Here is a 16,542-nt window from a genome sequence, read left to right as displayed (position 1 = left end):
CCTCCTTGCAGTTGACCTCGTCAGAGTCAGGCTGTCTGACTTTTCTCTTTGACCGCCTGATAGAGTCCCTGATTGACCGGTACCGCGATGCCATGCTCGGCCGCTTTGGCCAGGAGGAATCCGGTGATCGCTTCAATCTCGGTCTCTCGACCCAGCTCCATATCCTGACACATGGAGGAGTAGTTGTCGGCTGTCAGCTCGACCACTGTCATCACCCGGCGCAGCAACTCTTCAGCGGTCGTCGCAATGCCTTGTGCGCTCATCACATCGGCCACCTCGACGCAAACCTGCTGCAGTGCATCAGCAAAACGGGGGCCTGCCAGCTCGCCATTTTTCAGCTTGTGCAGCGCAGTCAGCGGGTTGATGGCGCAGTTGATGGCCAGCTTTTGCCACTGACGCTGCAAAATCTGCTCATCCCAACCGGCCTGACCGAGCGCCAGTGCCAGTTCGTCAGCCAGAGCGGCATGTGCCCTGGCGGCCTCATTGACCGGCCCGAGCCAGGTTTCGCCCTTGCCGGTGTGGCGAAACACGAAATGGCCCAACTGCATGGCACCATGGCTGGTCACACCGGCAATAACCGGATTGTGGGGGAACATGGCAACAACCTGCTCGGCAATCCCCATGCCGTTGTGCAGCAATATGATGGGCACTCCGGCATCCAGCTTGCCAACCAGCGGCGCCAGGGCGGCCACCACCTGACTGGCTTTGGTCATCACCAGCAGACGCTTGATCTTGCCCGGTTTGCTGGCAAAACCACGCTCGATATTGAGCAGCTGAACGTGCCCTTCCAGCGAGGTGAAATCAAACCCCGGATGCAGGGTGGATTGATGATGCTCGCGCAACAACACTCGGGTTGACTGACCGCTTTGGGTCAACAGGGAGGCAAAAACGCCGCCGAGAGCACCGCAACCCAATATGGACCATTGAGTGGTGGCAGGCTGTCGGGAATTCTTTAATCCGCTTGGCATGGTGTGACTCTGTCAGGGTAAGGGTTGCAATCCTCTCAACCTGTTACCGGGGATAAGTGAAGCTGTCGCTGGCGGACACTATCGGGTCCACCCATCCTGTGCGCACAGGATTCTAGCAGAGCAGCCCCATCAAAATCAGCAAATTTGCCTTATTTCTGGTAGATTTGGCCCCCGATAACGCAACATGAGGAGCCCGGCTATGCCGTCATTCGATATTGTCTCTGAAGTCAAAATGAACGAGGTGTTGAACGCCGTCGACAACGCCAATCGTGAACTGGCCACCCGTTTCGATTTTCGTGGGGTAGAAGCCAGCTTCGAGTTGAACAAGGAAGAGGTCAAGCTGGAGGCGGATGCCGATTTCCAGCTCAAGCAGATGGTTGAAATCCTGCGTGGCGCCCTGCTCAAGCGCAATATCGAAAACAGCTCGATGGACGTGGGCGATTCCGTTCACTCCGGCAAGCGTTTCCACCTGACCGTAAAGTTCAAGCAGGGGATCGACAAGGAAGTGGCCAAGAAGCTGGTCAAACTGATCAAAGATTCCAAGATCAAGGTGCAGGCTGCCATCCAGGGTGATGAAGTGCGTGTCACCGGCAAGAAGCGTGACGATCTGCAAGAGACCATGGCACTGGTTCGTGGCGCCGAGCTGGGTCAGCCGATGCAGTTCCAGAATTTCCGCGACTAAATAATGCTGTTGCGTGGCGCCGCTACCGAGCACGTCACGCAATAAGCGCGAAAATAAAAAACCGGAGCCAAGGCTCCGGTTTTTTTGTACCTCAAGTTTGATTAGAACTTGTAGGTAACGTCGAAGTAGTGGCTGAAGCCAGAGCTCTTCCACGGAGTACCGTCGAATGCAGTGGAACCATCTTTGGTACCATAGGCATCCATGAAGTACTTCAGGCCGTAACCGACAGCGAAGCGATCAGAGTGCCAGTAGATACCGTGGAAGGTAGCCAAGTTGTCACTGGTACGATCTGCACGGTTGTGAGTATCCAGATCGAACTGATAGTCCAGGTAACCCTGGTAGGAGACGAAGCTGCCGTTACCGAAGGTGTAGAAAGGTTTGAACCAGTTCATGGAGAACTGATAGCCGTTCCAGCTGTTCTCTTCTTGTTGGAAGAACTTGTTCTCATTGGAGTAACGAGCGTACAGGTTCATACCCATTTTGCCGAACCAGGGAACCATGACATCAGCGCCCAGACCGATCTGGTTTTCCATCTGACCGTCAGCAATGTTGTTCAGGTTGGCAATGTAGAGCTCTTGCACAGGACCAAAGGAGAGATCTTTACCAGTCAAGGCATCCAGAGACAGACGCGGAGCAAACTTCATGAACAGGTTCTGGTTGTAGTTGGTAGAACCGTCCGCATTTTGGGTGTTGTGCTTGTCGCTGTGCTTGTTGTCGAAAATGTCGAAGATATCAACATAGCCATACAGATCAAACATGCCGGAACGACCACCAAATTCCATTTCCAGATAGGTATCGTTGTAATTGCCTTGGCCAGCAGTAAACGGACGCTGGTCGATGGTGTGCATTACGTTGAACTGCATCCACTTGAAGTCGTTCTTGTGGATGTCACCGCTGTAGTCAGCAGCGAAGGCCGGAGTGGCAGCAGCAGCCATCAGGCCGGCAGCGATCAGAGTCTTGGTAAATTTGGCCATTTTTATTGGTCTCTTGTGCGTTAGTTGAGGTTTTCCGTAGCCTGCCCACAAGGAGCGAGAGGAATTCTAATCAAATAAAATAGGGGGAGAAACAACTTCTCGGGAACTTTATCCGGAAGTGTGAATCTAATCACCCCCGATTTTACGCAAACGCTTGCTATTTGTCAGCCGCTGAGAGCAACGCACTCCCCTTTCTGGCTACCAGCACAATCAACAACAACACAGGCAAGCCCAATAAACTGGTTCCGACAAAGAAGGCACTGTAGCCAATCTGCTCCACGATTTGTCCGGAAAAACCGGCCAGCAGTTTGGGCAACAGCAACATCACCGAGCTGAACAGGGCGTACTGGGTCGCCGAAAAGGCGACATTGGTAAGGCTCGAGAGATAGGTGACAAACGCAGCAGTCGCGATACCGGCGCTGAGGTTGTCGAGGGAAATGATCAGCGTCAGCAGCTCCAGATTGTGGCCTACCTGGTGGAGCAGCGCGAACAGCAGGTTGGTACTGGCTGTGAGCAGCGCGCCAAGAAACAAAATGCGCAAGGTGCCAAACCGCATCACCAGCACGCCACCCACGGCTGCCCCCACCAGCGTCATGATCACCCCGAACACCTTGGTGATGGTGGCCACCTCGGTCTTGCTGAACTGCATGTCTACATAGAAGCTATTGGACATCACCCCCATCACCACATCGGCAACCCGATAACAAGCAATTAGCGCCAGGATCAGCATTGCCGAGTGACCGTAGCGACGGAAGAAGTCGGCAAAGGGGCTCCAGACCGCCTCATAACCCCAGGCTCCGGCACTGGCCAGCGGTGCAGGCCAGCCACGGGCCAGCAACAGCGCCTTGCGCTCCCCCTGCTGCTGGCTCTGTCCCGCCAGATCGATTTCCGGTTCGTGACACAAGAGGGTTGTAATCACCCCGAGGGACATCAGCGCAGCCATCAGCAGATAGGTCACCTGCCAACCGTGATAGTCATACCCGCTGTTGCTGCCAAACCAGGCCGCCAGCGCCAGTGCACCGGCACCGGCGATGATCATCGCCAAGCGGTAGCCGGTCATGTAGGAGGCCGCCATCGCAGCTTGCAGCCGCTCCGGTGCCGACTCGATTCGATAGGCGTCGATCACGATATCCTGCGTCGCTGAAGCAAACGCCACCAGCAGGGCGAATAGTGCCAGCTGGGTCAAACCGCTCTTGGGATCGCAAAACGCCATACCGACCAGCGCCCCGGCGATCAGCAGCTGGGAGAAGAGCATCCAGCTGCGGCGACGCCCCAGCAGGGTAGAGAGCAGTGGCAGCGGCATGCGATCCACCAGTGGCGACCACAGCCACTTGAAGCCATAGGCCAGTGCCACCCAGCTCATGTAACCGATATCGGTCAGGCTGACATCCGCTTCCCGCAGCCAGTAAGAGAGGGTGCCAAAGACCAGCAACAGGGGCAGACCCGATGAGAAGCCCATGGCAAAAAGGATCAGCACTCTGGGTTCGAGATAAACGGCGAGGGATTCTCGCCAGCTCGGCTTGCGGATCATGTTGAACTACCTGACGAATCTGGGAAAAGTGCGCCATTTTGGCAGGTTGGAGCGCGATAGCCAAGGCAGGGAGATAGATGAACAAAAGGCTCACCCCGAACGGGATGAGCCTTCAAAACAGTTACCGGACCAGCCAAAGAGAGCGTGGCAGGGAAAACTGGCACCTACTTCTTGGCTTTCTTCTCTACCGGGGGTTCAGCCAGCAACACCACCTTCTTCAGGATGATGGGACTGGTCGGCACATCGTTGGCACGCAGAATGGGGCTGTAGCCAGTCTGCACCTGCGCCAGCTTGTCGAGCACTTCCATCCCCTGCACCACCTGACCAAATACCGTGTAACCGGCACCGCCATCGGCGTTGAGGTTGTTGTTGTCGACCAGATTGAAATAGAACTGACGCGTGGCGCTATCGACCGCCTGGGTACGGGCCATGGCGATGGTACCGCGCTTGTTGGGCAGGCCGCCACGGGATTCGTTGACTACCGGTTCATAGGTCGGCAGCTGCTGGAACTGCTGGTTGTACCCGCCGCCCTGCACCACGAAATCCTGGATCACCCGGTGGAAGATGCTGCCATCGTAGCTGCCATCCGCCACGTAGCGTAGGAAGTTCTTCACCGTCTGCGGTGCCTGTTTGGATGCCAGCTCCACCACGATATTGCCGTGGTTGGTCTCCAGCTTCACTTTCGGACCAGCGAACGCCAGCGGGGCGATCAACATGGCCAGCAACCAGAGTTTTTTCATCTTTACACCCCTGTGGTCGCTGGCTGACCTTTCAGATAACCACGCAGCGCCTCGTCGGCCATGATCTGCTGCAGTGCGCTACCCAGTTGCAGGTTGAGGGTAGATTCCAGATCCGCCATGCCTGGCTCGCTCGGGCTCTCCTTGCTGGAGGACATGTTGAACTGCTTGGTCAGACGGTTACCCTGAAAATCGGCGATCACCTGCAAGCTGACACGGGACTTGGTGACATAGGTAAAGGTCTTCTCTTCCACATTGACCGCGGCGTTGGAGATGACCAGGGTCAGGTTGGTGGTACCGCTGTTGCCCACTTCTAGCCCCTGACTGCGCAGCCCTTCCGCCAGCCGTTCGGCCATCAGCAGGTTGAGCGGACGTTCGCTGTTGACCAGCACCGGCGCTTTCTCCTTGTACTTGATGGAGAAGACATAAGCGGCTTCACGCTTGTCCACCCCTTCCATGGTGATGCGGTTACCAGAGTAGACTTGCTGGTTGGCGGGGATCACCTGCGGGTTGAGCATCGCCGTCTCCGGCCAGTGAGTGGCACACCCGCCCAGCATCAGGGCGGCCAGCAGCAAGAGTGACTTTTTCATCATGGGTTTCCTTTAGCGTTTGATGGCTTTCAAAATAACGAATTTGCTGTTCGACGCAACGACTTGTGCGTTGGCAAACAGACGCTTGAGCTTGTTGTGATAGTCCAGATGACGGTTGCCTACTATCCAGAGTTCGCCCCCCCGAGGCAACACCCGGTGCGCATCGCAGAACATCTGCCAGGCGATATGATCGGTGATTGCCTGCAATTGATGGAAGGGAGGATTGCAGAGGACCCTATCCGCCGAACCGGCCGCGACACCGTCGAGACAGTTGTTGACCATAAAGCGGGCGCGCGGCAACGCATCGGCCAGATTCTGTTCCACATTGAGCCGGGCCGAGGCAACCGCCATGTAGGACTCATCGATAAAGGTCACCTCCACCTCGGGATCCCGCGCCAGCAGCGAGAGTCCCAGCACGCCGTTGCCGCAACCGAGATCGATCACCTGACGGGCGCTGTGGATGGGCAAGTTGTCCAGCATAAAGCGGGCACCGATATCGAGACTGGTGCGCGAGAAGACGTTGGCGTGATTGTGGATGAGCATGTCGGTGCCTTCCAGCGGCCAAACGGTCGGAAAGGGGTTGGCCAGCGCCGGCAGGTCAGCCTGCGGCTCGCAGTGAATGAGACGCGCCTTTTTCCAGGCCAGCGAGGTACGAGTCGGCCCCAGATACTTTTCGAACAGCTTGAGGGTCGAGGTATGAATATCCTTCGCCTTGCCGGCTGCGATGACGCGGGTCGCCGGTGTCACCACCTCCCGCAGCGCTAACAGTTGCTGCTCCAGCAGCGCCTGATATTTGGAGACCTTGATTACCACCAGCGCGGGGGCAACCGGTAGCGGCGCCAGCGCATCCTGCAGGGTGATCCCGCCAACATCCAGTCCGTTCTCGGCCAGATTGGCCAGGATCCCGCGCTCGCTGATGTAGGAGTCGGTCACGCAGCAGGGAGCATGGCCATACAGAAAAGCTGTCAGCGCTCCGAAGCTGTCATTCATGATGATGACGGGGCCAGCCTGCTCGGGCGGCGCCTCCGCCAGCGTGTTGATCAGATACTCGTCTGCCGCATCCCATGCTTGCAGGGTCTCCTGGCTCAGGCGCGGATAACGGTAGAGCGTGAGCTGGCAATGGGGCGTCTCGAGAAGGGTTTGCATAGGATGGGTCCAACCTCGGCTTGATTCGGATAACAGGCGCCAGGGACGACGCAAAGTGGCGCTATTCTAGCGAGGAGCAGGAATTTCACCAGTTGCAAGCGCGTCAGAGCGCGCTGCTGATGGATGATTTCCCTCACAAGGGGGTTATTCAGCCCCGCAACTGCCGATAGAATGGCTCGACATTCACGTTTCGGAAACAACACAGATGACCATGCAACAACTGATCGAAGCCAAGCTGACCGCAGCCCTCTCCCCCAGCCTGCTGGAAGTGATCAACGAAAGCCACATGCATCGGGTTGAACCGGGCTCGGAGAGCCACTTCAAGGTCATCATCGTCAGTGAGCAGTTTGCCGGACAGCGCCTGCTTGCCCGCCATCGCCAGGTCAACGCCATTCTGGCCAACGAGCTGGCAGGCCCGGTTCATGCGCTGGCGCTGCACACCTACACCGGCAGCGAGTGGCAAGAGAAAGGCAATGCCCCGCGTACCCCGAGCTGTGTGGGCAAACCGTCGCTCTCCTGACACAATTGACCTCCCGATAACCTGAACATCGGCAAATAGCCATAAATTAAACAAATCCTGTGCATTTCCAGCCTTTTTGACGGGTTGGAAATGCAATTTTCCCGGACGATGTTCAAGGCTGCTCCATCCAGGTCTCCCCCTCCGGTTTCCTCGACAAAGCGCAAATAAAAAACCTTTAAAACCACGAGTTACAAGGGGTTTGGCGATTATTCATTGCAGGTTAATTTTGTGATGCCACGGGGATTTTGCCCATTTGGCATGGAAAAAAATGCACCTTGAGTGGTAAACTCAGGCGCTTTTGAATGACCTCGCATGTTTAATAATCGTTGTGTCAGCCCGCCTGGCACGGCTGCAATGCCGATTCATTCAACCACCCGTCGTGATGTATTTCTCGGCGCTAACCAACCTCTCTTCCCGTAACGGTAGTGCAATTAAGTATGATTACAATCAAAAGAGGACTGGACATCCCCGTGCTGGGTGCGCCAGAGCAAGTAATCTACGATGGCCCCGCCATCACCCGTGTTGCTACACTGGGCGAGGAGTTCGTGGGGATGCGACCTACTATGTTCGTCAAAGTAGGTGATCGCGTCATCAAAGGTCAGGAGCTCTTCGAAGACAAGAAGAATCCGGGCGTTAAATTCACAGCTCCCGCCACCGGTGTGGTCTCAGAGATCAACCGTGGTGCCAAACGTGTTCTCCAGTCCGTGGTCATCGACCTGGACGGCTCCGATGAACAGGTTACCTTCGAGCACTTTGCCTCTGCCGAGCTGGCCAAGCTCGAGCGCAGCAAAGTACAGGAGATCCTGCTTGCCTCCGGCCAATGGACCGCGCTGCGCACTCGTCCCTTCAGCAAAGTTCCCGCGGTAGGCACAGCCCCGCGCGCCATCTTTGTGACCGCCATGGACACCAACCCGCTGGCCGCCAACGCAGAGCTGATCATCAAGGAGCAGTCTCAGGCGTTCCTTGACGGTCTGGCCGTGCTGACTCGTCTGACCGACGGCACCGTCTATGTCTGCAAGGGCGAAGGCAGCCTGCCTCACTCTCCTCTGGCCAAGGTCAAGGAAGAGATCTTTGTTGGCCCGCATCCTGCCGGTCTGCCAGGTACCCACATCCACTTCCTGGATCCGGTCAGCAGCACCAAGGTGCAGTGGCACATCAACTATCAGGACGTGATCGCATTCGGCAAGCTGTTCACCACCGGCCAGATCTTCACTGACAAGGTGATCGCTCTGGCAGGCCCGAACGTGCTCAAGCCGCGTCTGCTGCGTACCCGCATGGGTGCCTGCATTAGTCAGCTCACCAACAACGAGCTGCGCGCTGACGAAAACCGCGTCATCTCCGGTTCTCTGCTGAGCGGTGCCAAGGCTGACGGTGTTCACGACTATTTGGGTCGCTACCACAATCAGGTTTGCGTACTGGGCGAAGGTCGTGAGAAAGAGTTCCTGGGCTGGATCAACCCCAGCGCCAATAAGTTCTCCATCACCCGCACCACCCTTTCTCATCTGATGAAGGGCAAGCTGATCAACTTCACCACCACTACCAACGGTAGTGACCGTGCCATGGTGCCTATCGGCAACTATGAGCGGGTGATGCCACTCGACATCCTGCCGACCCTGCTGCTGCGGGACATGATCTCCGGTGATACCGACGGTGCCCAGGCACTGGGTTGTCTGGAGCTGGATGAGGAAGATTTGGCCCTCTGTACATTCGTCTGCCCCGGCAAGACCGAGTACGGCCCCATCTTGCGTGAGTGCCTGACCAAGATTGAACTGGAAGGTTAAGCGATGAGTTTCAAGCAACTTCTTGAAAAAATGGAACACCACTTCGAACCGGGTGGAAAGTACGAGAAGTACTACGCCCTGTTCGAAGCGGCGTACACCCTGTTCTATACCCCGGGTTCCGTAACCCGCAACGCCTCCCACGTTCGTGATGCGCTCGATCTGAAGCGCATGATGATCATGGTGTGGCTGGCCGTGTTCCCGGCCATGTTCTGGGGCATGTACAACGTTGGTAACCAGGCCATTGCCGCGATCGCCCATATGGGCTCGGCAGCCGGTGCCAGCAGCTGGCAATATGCGCTGGCGACCATGCTGGGTGCCTCCCTCGATCCCGCTGTTGCCGGTATTGGCAGCAAGATGATGATCGGTGCCGCCCACTTCTTCCCCATCTACCTGACCGCCTTCCTGGTCGGTGGTTTCTGGGAAGTGCTGTTCGCCATGGTACGCAAGCACGAGATCAACGAAGGCTTCTTCGTGACCTCCATCCTGTTTGCTCTGATCGTGCCGCCCGAGCTGCCCCTGTGGCAAGCTGCGCTGGGTATCACCTTCGGTGTGGTGATGGCCAAGGAAGTGTTCGGTGGTACCGGCAAAAACTTCCTGAACCCGGCGCTGGCCGGTCGTGCCTTCCTGTTCTTCGCCTACCCGGGCCAGATCTCCGGTGACGCCGTATGGGTTGCCGTCGATGGCTACTCCGGCGCAACCGCGCTGAGCCAGTGGGCACAGGGCGGCCAGATGGCACTGATCAACGGTGCAACCGGTCAGGCTATCAGCTGGATGGACGCTTTCCTGGGGAACCTGCCGGGTTCCATCGGTGAAGTTTCTACCCTGATGATCCTGCTGGGCGCAGCCATGATCGTCTACATGCGCATCGCCTCCTGGCGCATCATCGCCGGCGTGATGATCGGTATGATCGCCACCTCCCTGCTGTTCAACGTCATCGGTTCCGATACCAACCCCATGTTCAACATGCCGTGGCACTGGCATCTGGTGCTGGGTGGCTTTGCCTTCGGTATGGCCTTCATGGCAACCGACCCCGTCTCCGCCGCCTTTACCAACAAGGGCAAGTGGTGGTACGGCGCCCTGATCGGCGTGATGGTCGTGCTGGTTCGCGTAGTCAACCCGGCGTTCCCGGAAGGCATGATGCTGGCCATTCTGTTTGCAAACCTGTTTGCTCCCCTGTTTGACCACTTCGTCGCTCAGGCAAACATCAAGCGGAGGATTGCTCGTGGCGTTTAATAAAGACTCAACCTTCGGCACCATCAGCGTGGTAACCGGCCTCTGCCTGGCCTGTTCCATCGTGGTATCCGTTGCTGCCGTTGGCCTGCGTTCTACCCAAGAGGAGAACAAGGCGCTGGACAAGCAGAGCAACATTCTCTCCGTAGCCGGCGTGGACATCAGCGATGTGGCCAAGCGCGATCTGGCCAAGCTGTATGGCGACAAGATCGAAGCCCGTCTGGTGGATCTCGCCACCGGTAACTTTGTTGACGGCGATGCCGACAACTTCGATACCAAGCAGGCGGCCAAAGATCCGGCGCAAAACATCCGTCTGGCTGCTGCCGACGACAAGGCTGGTCTGCGTCAGATCTCCAAGCTGGTTCCGGTGTTCTTCGCCAAGGATGCCGAAGGCAAGATCGACAACATCATCCTGCCCATCTACGGTCAGGGTCTGTGGTCGACCATGTATGCCTTCGTCGCGGTTGCCGCTGATGGCCAGACCATCAAGGGCATCACCTACTACGACCACGGTGAAACCCCGGGTCTGGGCGGTGAAATCGAGAATCCGGCCTGGCGCGAGCTGTTTGTTGGCAAAAAGCTGTTCGATCAGGATGGCATGCCGGCGCTGCGCGTCATCAAGGGTCACGCTCCGGCGGGCTCCGAGCACGAGATCGACGGTCTCTCCGGTGCCACTCTGACCGGTAACGGCGTACAGCATACCTTCGACTTCTGGATGGGTCCCAAGGGCTTCGGTCCTTTCCTGGCCAAGGTTCGTGCAGGAGAAATCAACAATGGCTGACAAGAGCGAAATGAAAAAGTTGCTGTTGACCCCTGTGCTGGGCAACAACCCCATCGCCTTGCAGGTGCTGGGTGTCTGTTCTGCACTCGCGGTTACCAGCCAGATGAAGACAGCGTTTGTAATGACCCTCGCGGTCATGGCGGTCACCGCCTTCTCAAACCTGTTTATCTCTCTGATCCGCAACCAGATCCCGAACAGCGTGCGGATCATTGCCCAGATGGCCATCATCGCTTCGCTGGTTATCGTGGTTGACCAGGTGCTCAAGGCCTATGCCTATGACATCTCCAAGCAGCTGTCGGTCTTCGTCGGCCTCATCATCACCAACTGTATCGTGATGGGTCGTGCCGAAGCCTACGCCATGAAGAGCGCGCCGCTCCCCTCCTTCCTGGATGGTATCGGCAACGGTCTGGGCTATGGCGCCATTCTGCTGAGCGTCGCTACCGTGCGTGAACTGCTGGGCTCCGGCACCTGGTTCGGCATCGAGCTGCTGCCGCTGGTGAACAACGGTGGCTGGTATGTACCCAACGGTCTGCTGCTGCTGCCGCCGAGTGCATTCTTCATCATTGGTCTGATCATCTGGGGCGTTCGCACCAAGGATCCCAAGCAGGTGGAGGCGAAGGATTAAGGTATGGAACACTATCTGAGTCTGTTGATTAAATCGATCTTCATCGAAAACCTGGCACTCTCCTTCTTCCTGGGGATGTGTACCTTCCTGGCAGTGTCCAAGAAGGTCAAGACCTCTATGGGTCTTGGTATTGCCGTTATCGTGGTGCAAACCATCGCCGTACCGGTCAACAACCTGATCTACAACTACGTGCTGAAAGCGGGTGCCCTCTCCCCTGACCTGGATCTGAGCTTCCTGAGCTTCATCACCTTCATCGGGGTGATCGCGGCGCTGGTGCAGATCCTGGAGATGGCGCTGGACAAGTACTTCCCGGCACTCTACAACGCCCTGGGTATCTTCCTGCCGCTCATCACCGTGAACTGCGCCATCTTCGGTGGCGTCTCCTTCATGGTGCAGCGTGACTACAACTTCATGGAGTCTGTGGTCTACGGCGTGGGTTCAGGTGCAGGCTGGATGCTGGCGATCGTTGCGCTGGCAGGTATCCGCGAGAAGATGAAGTACTCCGATGTTCCGGAAGGCCTGCGTGGTCTGGGCATCACCTTCATCACTGCCGGCCTGATGGCCCTGGGCTTTATGTCCTTCTCTGGTATCTCCCTGTAATCGGCTTTCCTGCAATCAGAAAGGAACGATAGATGGAAATTATTTTGGGTGTGGTCATGTTTACCGTGATCCTGCTGGCACTGGTGGCAGTCATTCTGTTCGCCAAGTCCAAGCTGGTGACCGCGGGCGACGTGACAATCAGCATCAACGGTGACCCGGCCAAGGCTGTGACCAGCCCGGCCGGTGGCAAGCTGCTCGGCGTTCTGGCCGGCAACGGTATCTTCGTCTCCTCCGCCTGTGGCGGCGGTGGCTCCTGCGGTCAGTGCAAGGTGCGGGTGAAGTCTGGCGGCGGCGACATCCTGCCGACCGAACTGGATCACATCAGCAAGGGCGAAGCCCGTCACGGCGAGCGTCTGGCCTGTCAGGTCACCGTTCGTGGCGACATGGACATCGAACTGCCGGAAGAGATCTTCGGGGTGAAGAAGTGGGAATGTACTGTTATCTCCAACGATAACAAGGCCACCTTCATCAAGGAGCTCAAGCTGCAGATCCCCGATGGCGAGAGCGTACCGTTCCGCGCCGGTGGTTATATCCAGATCGAAGCGCCGGCTCACCACGTCTACTACAAGAACTTCGATATTCCCGAGGAGTATCGTGGTGACTGGGATCGCTTCAAGATTTTTGAGCTGGAGTCCAAGGTCGATGAGCCGATCATCCGTGCCTACTCCATGGCCAACTATCCGGAAGAGTTCGGCATCATCATGCTGAACGTGCGTATCGCTACGCCGCCGCCCAGCAACTGGACTGCCCCTCCGGGACAGATGTCCTCCTACATCTTCAACCTGAAAGCGGGTGACAAGGTGACCATCTCCGGTCCGTTCGGCGAGTTCTTCGCCAAGGATACCGATGCCGAAATGGTATTCATCGGTGGTGGTGCGGGTATGGCGCCGATGCGCTCCCACATCTTCGACCAGCTGCGTCGCCTGAAGTCCAAGCGCAAGATGAGCTTCTGGTACGGTGCCCGTTCCAAGCGCGAAATGTTCTATGTCGAAGACTTCGACATGCTCGCCGCCGAGAACGAGAACTTCACCTGGAACGTCGCCCTGTCCGATCCGCAACCGGAAGACAACTGGGACGGCTACACCGGCTTCATCCACAACGTGCTCTACGAGAACTATCTCAAGAACCACGAAGCGCCGGAAGATTGCGAGTTCTACATGTGTGGTCCTCCCGTGATGAACGCAGCCGTCATCAACATGCTCAAAGATCTGGGCGTTGAAGACGAAAATATCCTGTTGGATGACTTTGGTGGTTAATCCATGCACAGTGTTGTAAAGACCTGGCTAGCCTTCGGGCTAGCCTTTTTCTTGACTGGGTGCGGTCAGGAAACGGTCCAATCCAAACCGGAGATCCACATCACCGGTAGCACCATGGGCACTTACTACTCCATCAAGGTGGCGGACAGCGTCATCACAGATCCGGCCAAGCTTCAGGCCGAGGTGGATGTGTTGCTGGAGCGGGTCAACGATCAGATGTCCACCTATCGTCCCGACTCCGAGCTGTCGCGCTTCAACCAGCATCGCGGCTCCACGCCGGTGGTGGTCTCGCGGGATACCGCCCGGGTAGTCACAGAGGCCATTCACATTGGCCGTGAGAGCCAGGGGGCGCTGGACGTCACCGTCGGCCCCTTGGTCAATCTGTGGGGCTTTGGCCCGGACAAGCGACCAACCAAGGTGCCGTCCGACGAGCTGATCACCCAGACCCGTCAGAAGACCGGTCTTGGCAACCTGCACGTCATCACCTCGGTGGATGCCGATACCCTGCAAAAGGATATTCCCGACCTCTACGTCGACCTCTCCGCCATCGCCAAGGGCTTTGGCGTAGACAAGGTGGCCGAGTATCTGGAATCCCTGGGTGCGCGCAACTATCTGGTGGAGATTGGCGGCGAACTGCGGATCAATGGTGTCAACGGCAAGGGTCACCCCTGGCGCGTCGCCATCGAGAAGCCGACTGTCAATGCCGGCTCGGTGCAGGAGGTTATTGTCCCGGGTGACAATGGCGTTGCCACCTCCGGCGATTACCGCAACTACTATGAGCTGGATGGCCAGCGCTTCTCCCACACCATAGACCCGCGCACCGGCAAACCGATCCAGCATCGTCTGGTGTCGGTGACCGTGATCCACCCCTCCTGCATGACCGCAGACGGGCTGGCGACCGTGTTCATGGTGATGGGTACCGAGAAGAGCCTGGCCTATGCCAACGAGCGAGGTCTTGCGATCTTTGTCATCACCAAGACCGACAAGGGCTATGAAGAGGCCTACTCCGAGGCCTTCAAGCCTTATCTGGTCAAGAAGTAAGAGGTAGAGATGCAGATTTTTCTGATCACCTTCGGGGTATTCATGCTGGTGATTGTGGCCATGGCCATTGGCTACATCTTCCAGAAGAAGACAATCTCGGGCTCCTGTGGCGGCCTGGGTGGCGTCGGCATCGAGAAGGAGTGCGACTGCCCCGAACCTTGCGACAATCGCAAGAAGAAGATGGCCAAGGAAGAGGCCCGTCGCAAGATGCTGGAGGAGAACCGGATCATCTGATCTGCCTGCCTTGCGATAGACAAAAGCGCGCCATCGGCGCGCTTTTTTATTGGCTTGAATGCGAAGCACACCGGTCAGGATGTTCGCTCGATGTAGAGGATCACCTCCCCCAGATGGATGCCGAACTTGCTGATGGCGGCGCGATTGATCAGGCGATCCTCATCCAGCAGATACATCCAGTCATCGAAGCTCACCCGCACCACCTCGCCGTCCGGCAGCGCCAGATCGAGTTGATAGCGCCAGTTGAGGGCAAACCCTTCACTCTTGCCCACTGCTTCCCCGACCACATCCGATGCTGTCCCACGCCAGTGGCCATCAGCCCCCTTGCTCAGATGCCAGGTACGGGTCTGCTGGCGGCCATCGTCAAAATAGAACTGCTCGAACAGCTCGCCCTTGCCGTTCTGCCAGTGCCCGGTCATCTCGACCCGAAAGCGGCTGGTCACTTCGCCGCTGCGGTCGGTCACCAGACCATGGGCCACCAGCTTGCCATTGAAGAAACGGGCGAGATCCCAGTTCGGCCCCTGCCCCCGATAACTGTCGAGACTGGCACCGCAACCACTGAGCAGCAGGGCGAGGCACAATACAAATAGCCGCCGCCCGGATAGCAGGGAGCGTAGCAACAACGGGATACACAGCATGGCAGACTCCACTATCAGGATTGGCCGCGCAGACGGCGGGTCAGTGCAGGATCCAGACTGTTGTCAGCCAGCCAGATGGCGAGAAAGGCGGCCGAAAATCGGGGATCGTCGAGGGAGCCAATAGGTTTGTCTTGCCACCAGAAGTGGCCATGCCCCGCCTCATCGACATAGAAGGTGAGCCGATCGCCCGCAGCGACATCCGGCCAGATTGCGGCGAGTTGCTCCAGCCACAGCTTGCGCTCGGCATCGCTCCCCACCCCGAGGCGCTGCCACTCGGACGAAGTGGCGCCGAGCAGATCGTCCCGCTCGATGGCTCTGGCATAGGTGAGGATAAGCGCTTGTGGATAGTGGCCCGGCTGGTAGCGACCACTCTCGCTCAACAGGGTGGCGTCATAGAGCTTGAACCAGAGCCACTGCATCTGACCCTGACCGACCGGACGCAGCTTCTGCCAGGGGAGTGTTGCCGCATCGCTGGTAGTCGCAACCAGCAGGCTAAGGGCGGCAAGGTGGAGGCTAATTCCACCCCATATGCCAGTGATTGGGGTCTTCGAGTTCATGCCAGTCCATCTCCTGTTCCTGCAGGGTATTGATATCCTGCATCACCACCTGCACCAGCTGTCCCTGCGCATTCCGCTGGCAGGCAACCACCAGATAGAAGCGATCCGTCAGCTCGTGCTGGCTCTCTTTGGTCCACTTGGAAAAAAGCAGCGTGTCGGTCGAAAAGGAGTTCATCATGACTCACCCTCCAGCTTGACCATTACCCACAGGAGTACGGGTAACCACCACATCCAGATCACTGCCAGCAGCGCCGCACTGATCCCGATGCCCCAAGGTAAGTGTACTGCCCCCATGGCGGCTCCCGCCACATAGGAGGAAGTGCCGCCAACCACGCCGAACAACCCCTGCTGCCAGCGGGGCAGACGCAGCAGCCAGCGCATGCCATGAGCAAGCGTCAGGGCAAAGCCGAGCCAGAGAAGTACCAGCCAGAGGGGAAAACCGGAAGCAAATCGGAACAGGCCGAGCTGCCAGAGCAGGGCATCCAGCAGACCGCCGGCCACCGCGATGGGGAGCAGCCGCCAGTCACGCCGGCGGCTGGGCGAGAAGAGAAAGTGCAGCAGCAAGATTGCCAGCAGCGGGCCCGGCTGCTGCCACTTCACCGCCAGCAACCAGTAGAGGTTGAACCCCAGCAGGTGAGCCCACTGCCACAT

Annotated in this window: 20 protein-coding genes; 10 read left to right on the top strand and 10 right to left on the bottom strand. The window is 57.7% G+C overall.

Annotation, left to right across the window (positions count from 1 at the left end; all coding sequences use genetic code 11):
- Positions 1-26 precede the first annotated feature (26 nt).
- Complete coding sequence (locus NOM67_RS07820; RefSeq protein WP_071912276.1) at positions 27-968, bottom strand: ketopantoate reductase family protein; 942 nt, start codon at positions 966-968, stop codon at positions 27-29.
- 199 nt (positions 969-1,167) lie between these two features.
- On the opposite strand from NOM67_RS07820, the gene NOM67_RS07815 reads away from it, so the two are divergent.
- Positions 1,168-1,650, top strand: a complete 483-nt coding sequence (locus NOM67_RS07815) for a YajQ family cyclic di-GMP-binding protein (RefSeq protein ID WP_005303589.1) — start codon at positions 1,168-1,170, stop codon at positions 1,648-1,650.
- Between the two features lie 101 nt (positions 1,651-1,751).
- Here the strand turns inward: NOM67_RS07815 and NOM67_RS07810 are convergent, their stop codons facing one another.
- The 5 genes from NOM67_RS07810 to NOM67_RS07790 form a co-directional block, all read right to left on the bottom strand.
- Complete coding sequence (locus NOM67_RS07810; RefSeq protein ID WP_156852370.1) at positions 1,752-2,624, bottom strand: outer membrane protein OmpK; 873 nt, start codon at positions 2,622-2,624, stop codon at positions 1,752-1,754.
- Positions 2,625-2,781: 157 nt separating this feature from the next.
- Entirely contained in the window at positions 2,782-4,155 is a 1,374-nt protein-coding gene (locus NOM67_RS07805; RefSeq protein WP_108571658.1) for an AmpG family muropeptide MFS transporter, read from the bottom strand.
- A gap of 164 nt (positions 4,156-4,319) precedes the next feature.
- Positions 4,320-4,895 carry a peptidylprolyl isomerase gene (locus NOM67_RS07800; protein ID WP_033114219.1) on the bottom strand — a complete coding sequence of 192 codons (576 nt, stop codon included), beginning with the start codon at positions 4,893-4,895 and terminating at the stop codon, positions 4,320-4,322.
- A gap of 2 nt (positions 4,896-4,897) precedes the next feature.
- Entirely contained in the window at positions 4,898-5,482 is a 585-nt protein-coding gene (locus NOM67_RS07795; protein WP_033114218.1) for a YajG family lipoprotein, read from the bottom strand.
- Positions 5,483-5,494: 12 nt separating this feature from the next.
- Positions 5,495-6,628 (bottom strand): methyltransferase, encoded by a 1,134-nt coding sequence (locus tag NOM67_RS07790; protein WP_255935557.1) that lies wholly within the window; start codon positions 6,626-6,628, stop codon positions 5,495-5,497.
- 205 nt (positions 6,629-6,833) lie between these two features.
- Between NOM67_RS07790 and NOM67_RS07785 the strand changes: the two genes are divergently transcribed.
- The 9 genes from NOM67_RS07785 to nqrM all read left to right on the top strand — a co-directional run bounded on the left by NOM67_RS07785 (position 6,834) and on the right by nqrM (position 14,696).
- Positions 6,834-7,148: a BolA family transcriptional regulator gene (locus NOM67_RS07785; protein WP_255935556.1), complete on the top strand. Its 315-nt coding sequence runs from the start codon at positions 6,834-6,836 to the stop codon at positions 7,146-7,148.
- A gap of 437 nt (positions 7,149-7,585) precedes the next feature.
- Positions 7,586-8,929: a Na(+)-translocating NADH-quinone reductase subunit A gene (locus tag NOM67_RS07780; protein ID WP_041208046.1), complete on the top strand. Its 1,344-nt coding sequence runs from the start codon at positions 7,586-7,588 to the stop codon at positions 8,927-8,929.
- Between the two features lie 3 nt (positions 8,930-8,932).
- Entirely contained in the window at positions 8,933-10,162 is a 1,230-nt protein-coding gene (locus NOM67_RS07775) for an NADH:ubiquinone reductase (Na(+)-transporting) subunit B (protein WP_041208045.1), read from the top strand.
- Positions 10,152-10,940 (top strand): Na(+)-translocating NADH-quinone reductase subunit C, encoded by a 789-nt coding sequence (locus NOM67_RS07770; RefSeq protein WP_041208044.1) that lies wholly within the window; start codon positions 10,152-10,154, stop codon positions 10,938-10,940. Before NOM67_RS07775 ends, NOM67_RS07770 begins: the two co-directional genes overlap by 11 nt.
- Complete coding sequence (locus NOM67_RS07765) at positions 10,933-11,565, top strand: NADH:ubiquinone reductase (Na(+)-transporting) subunit D (RefSeq protein WP_033114212.1); 633 nt, start codon at positions 10,933-10,935, stop codon at positions 11,563-11,565. The genes NOM67_RS07770 and NOM67_RS07765 overlap by 8 nt, the downstream gene beginning before the upstream one ends.
- Before the next feature lie 3 nt (positions 11,566-11,568).
- A complete protein-coding gene (nqrE, locus tag NOM67_RS07760) occupies positions 11,569-12,165 on the top strand; it encodes an NADH:ubiquinone reductase (Na(+)-transporting) subunit E (RefSeq protein ID WP_041208043.1) in 597 nt (198 codons plus the stop codon).
- A gap of 32 nt (positions 12,166-12,197) precedes the next feature.
- Complete coding sequence (gene nqrF / locus NOM67_RS07755; protein ID WP_033114210.1) at positions 12,198-13,421, top strand: NADH:ubiquinone reductase (Na(+)-transporting) subunit F; 1,224 nt, start codon at positions 12,198-12,200, stop codon at positions 13,419-13,421.
- A gap of 3 nt (positions 13,422-13,424) precedes the next feature.
- The gene (locus tag NOM67_RS07750) at positions 13,425-14,462 is read left to right on the top strand and encodes an FAD:protein FMN transferase (RefSeq protein WP_255935555.1); all 1,038 of its coding nucleotides are present in this window, start codon (positions 13,425-13,427) and stop codon (positions 14,460-14,462) included.
- Between the two features lie 9 nt (positions 14,463-14,471).
- The gene (gene nqrM, locus NOM67_RS07745) at positions 14,472-14,696 is read left to right on the top strand and encodes a (Na+)-NQR maturation NqrM (RefSeq protein ID WP_041208041.1); all 225 of its coding nucleotides are present in this window, start codon (positions 14,472-14,474) and stop codon (positions 14,694-14,696) included.
- A gap of 74 nt (positions 14,697-14,770) precedes the next feature.
- Here the strand turns inward: nqrM and NOM67_RS07740 are convergent, their stop codons facing one another.
- From NOM67_RS07740 to NOM67_RS07725, 4 genes are read right to left on the bottom strand one after another with little or no spacing between them, the layout of a single operon-like run.
- Positions 14,771-15,334 carry a DUF3833 domain-containing protein gene (locus NOM67_RS07740; protein WP_255935553.1) on the bottom strand — a complete coding sequence of 188 codons (564 nt, stop codon included), beginning with the start codon at positions 15,332-15,334 and terminating at the stop codon, positions 14,771-14,773.
- Between the two features lie 14 nt (positions 15,335-15,348).
- Positions 15,349-15,891, bottom strand: a complete 543-nt coding sequence (locus tag NOM67_RS07735) for a chalcone isomerase family protein (RefSeq protein WP_255935551.1) — start codon at positions 15,889-15,891, stop codon at positions 15,349-15,351.
- A complete protein-coding gene (locus NOM67_RS07730; protein ID WP_033114239.1) occupies positions 15,848-16,066 on the bottom strand; it encodes a TIGR02450 family Trp-rich protein in 219 nt (72 codons plus the stop codon). The genes NOM67_RS07735 and NOM67_RS07730 overlap by 44 nt, the downstream gene beginning before the upstream one ends.
- Positions 16,066-16,542 carry a DUF2878 domain-containing protein gene (locus NOM67_RS07725; RefSeq protein ID WP_255935549.1) on the bottom strand — a complete coding sequence of 159 codons (477 nt, stop codon included), beginning with the start codon at positions 16,540-16,542 and terminating at the stop codon, positions 16,066-16,068. The genes NOM67_RS07730 and NOM67_RS07725 overlap by 1 nt, the downstream gene beginning before the upstream one ends.

It is taken from the genome of Aeromonas sp. SG16, from assembly GCF_024436135.1.
GTDB lineage: Bacteria > Pseudomonadota > Gammaproteobacteria > Enterobacterales > Aeromonadaceae > Aeromonas > Aeromonas jandaei.
This window is presented reverse-complemented; position numbering and strand designations above follow the sequence as displayed.

Bases quoted from the DNA above. Each gene is read 5' to 3' on its own strand.
- nqrF (WP_033114210.1), top strand. From the start codon at position 12,198: ATGGAAATTATTTTGGGTGTGGTCATGTTTACCGTGATCCTGCTGGCA.
- NOM67_RS07780 (WP_041208046.1), top strand. From the start codon at position 7,586: ATGATTACAATCAAAAGAGGACTGGACATCCCCGTGCTGGGTGCGCCA.
- nqrM (WP_041208041.1), top strand. From the start codon at position 14,472: ATGCAGATTTTTCTGATCACCTTCGGGGTATTCATGCTGGTGATTGTG.
- NOM67_RS07750 (WP_255935555.1), top strand. From the start codon at position 13,425: ATGCACAGTGTTGTAAAGACCTGGCTAGCCTTCGGGCTAGCCTTTTTC.
- NOM67_RS07740 (WP_255935553.1), bottom strand. From the start codon at position 15,334: ATGCTGTGTATCCCGTTGTTGCTACGCTCCCTGCTATCCGGGCGGCGG.
- NOM67_RS07820 (WP_071912276.1), bottom strand. From the start codon at position 968: ATGCCAAGCGGATTAAAGAATTCCCGACAGCCTGCCACCACTCAATGG.
- nqrE (WP_041208043.1), top strand. From the start codon at position 11,569: ATGGAACACTATCTGAGTCTGTTGATTAAATCGATCTTCATCGAAAAC.
- NOM67_RS07790 (WP_255935557.1), bottom strand. From the start codon at position 6,628: ATGCAAACCCTTCTCGAGACGCCCCATTGCCAGCTCACGCTCTACCGT.
- NOM67_RS07775 (WP_041208045.1), top strand. From the start codon at position 8,933: ATGAGTTTCAAGCAACTTCTTGAAAAAATGGAACACCACTTCGAACCG.
- NOM67_RS07735 (WP_255935551.1), bottom strand. From the start codon at position 15,891: ATGAACTCGAAGACCCCAATCACTGGCATATGGGGTGGAATTAGCCTC.
- NOM67_RS07725 (WP_255935549.1), bottom strand. From the start codon at position 16,542: ATGTGGCAGTGGGCTCACCTGCTGGGGTTCAACCTCTACTGGTTGCTG.
- NOM67_RS07730 (WP_033114239.1), bottom strand. From the start codon at position 16,066: ATGAACTCCTTTTCGACCGACACGCTGCTTTTTTCCAAGTGGACCAAA.
- NOM67_RS07785 (WP_255935556.1), top strand. From the start codon at position 6,834: ATGACCATGCAACAACTGATCGAAGCCAAGCTGACCGCAGCCCTCTCC.
- NOM67_RS07765 (WP_033114212.1), top strand. From the start codon at position 10,933: ATGGCTGACAAGAGCGAAATGAAAAAGTTGCTGTTGACCCCTGTGCTG.
- NOM67_RS07800 (WP_033114219.1), bottom strand. From the start codon at position 4,895: ATGAAAAAACTCTGGTTGCTGGCCATGTTGATCGCCCCGCTGGCGTTC.
- NOM67_RS07795 (WP_033114218.1), bottom strand. From the start codon at position 5,482: ATGAAAAAGTCACTCTTGCTGCTGGCCGCCCTGATGCTGGGCGGGTGT.
- NOM67_RS07815 (WP_005303589.1), top strand. From the start codon at position 1,168: ATGCCGTCATTCGATATTGTCTCTGAAGTCAAAATGAACGAGGTGTTG.
- NOM67_RS07810 (WP_156852370.1), bottom strand. From the start codon at position 2,624: ATGGCCAAATTTACCAAGACTCTGATCGCTGCCGGCCTGATGGCTGCT.
- NOM67_RS07805 (WP_108571658.1), bottom strand. From the start codon at position 4,155: ATGATCCGCAAGCCGAGCTGGCGAGAATCCCTCGCCGTTTATCTCGAA.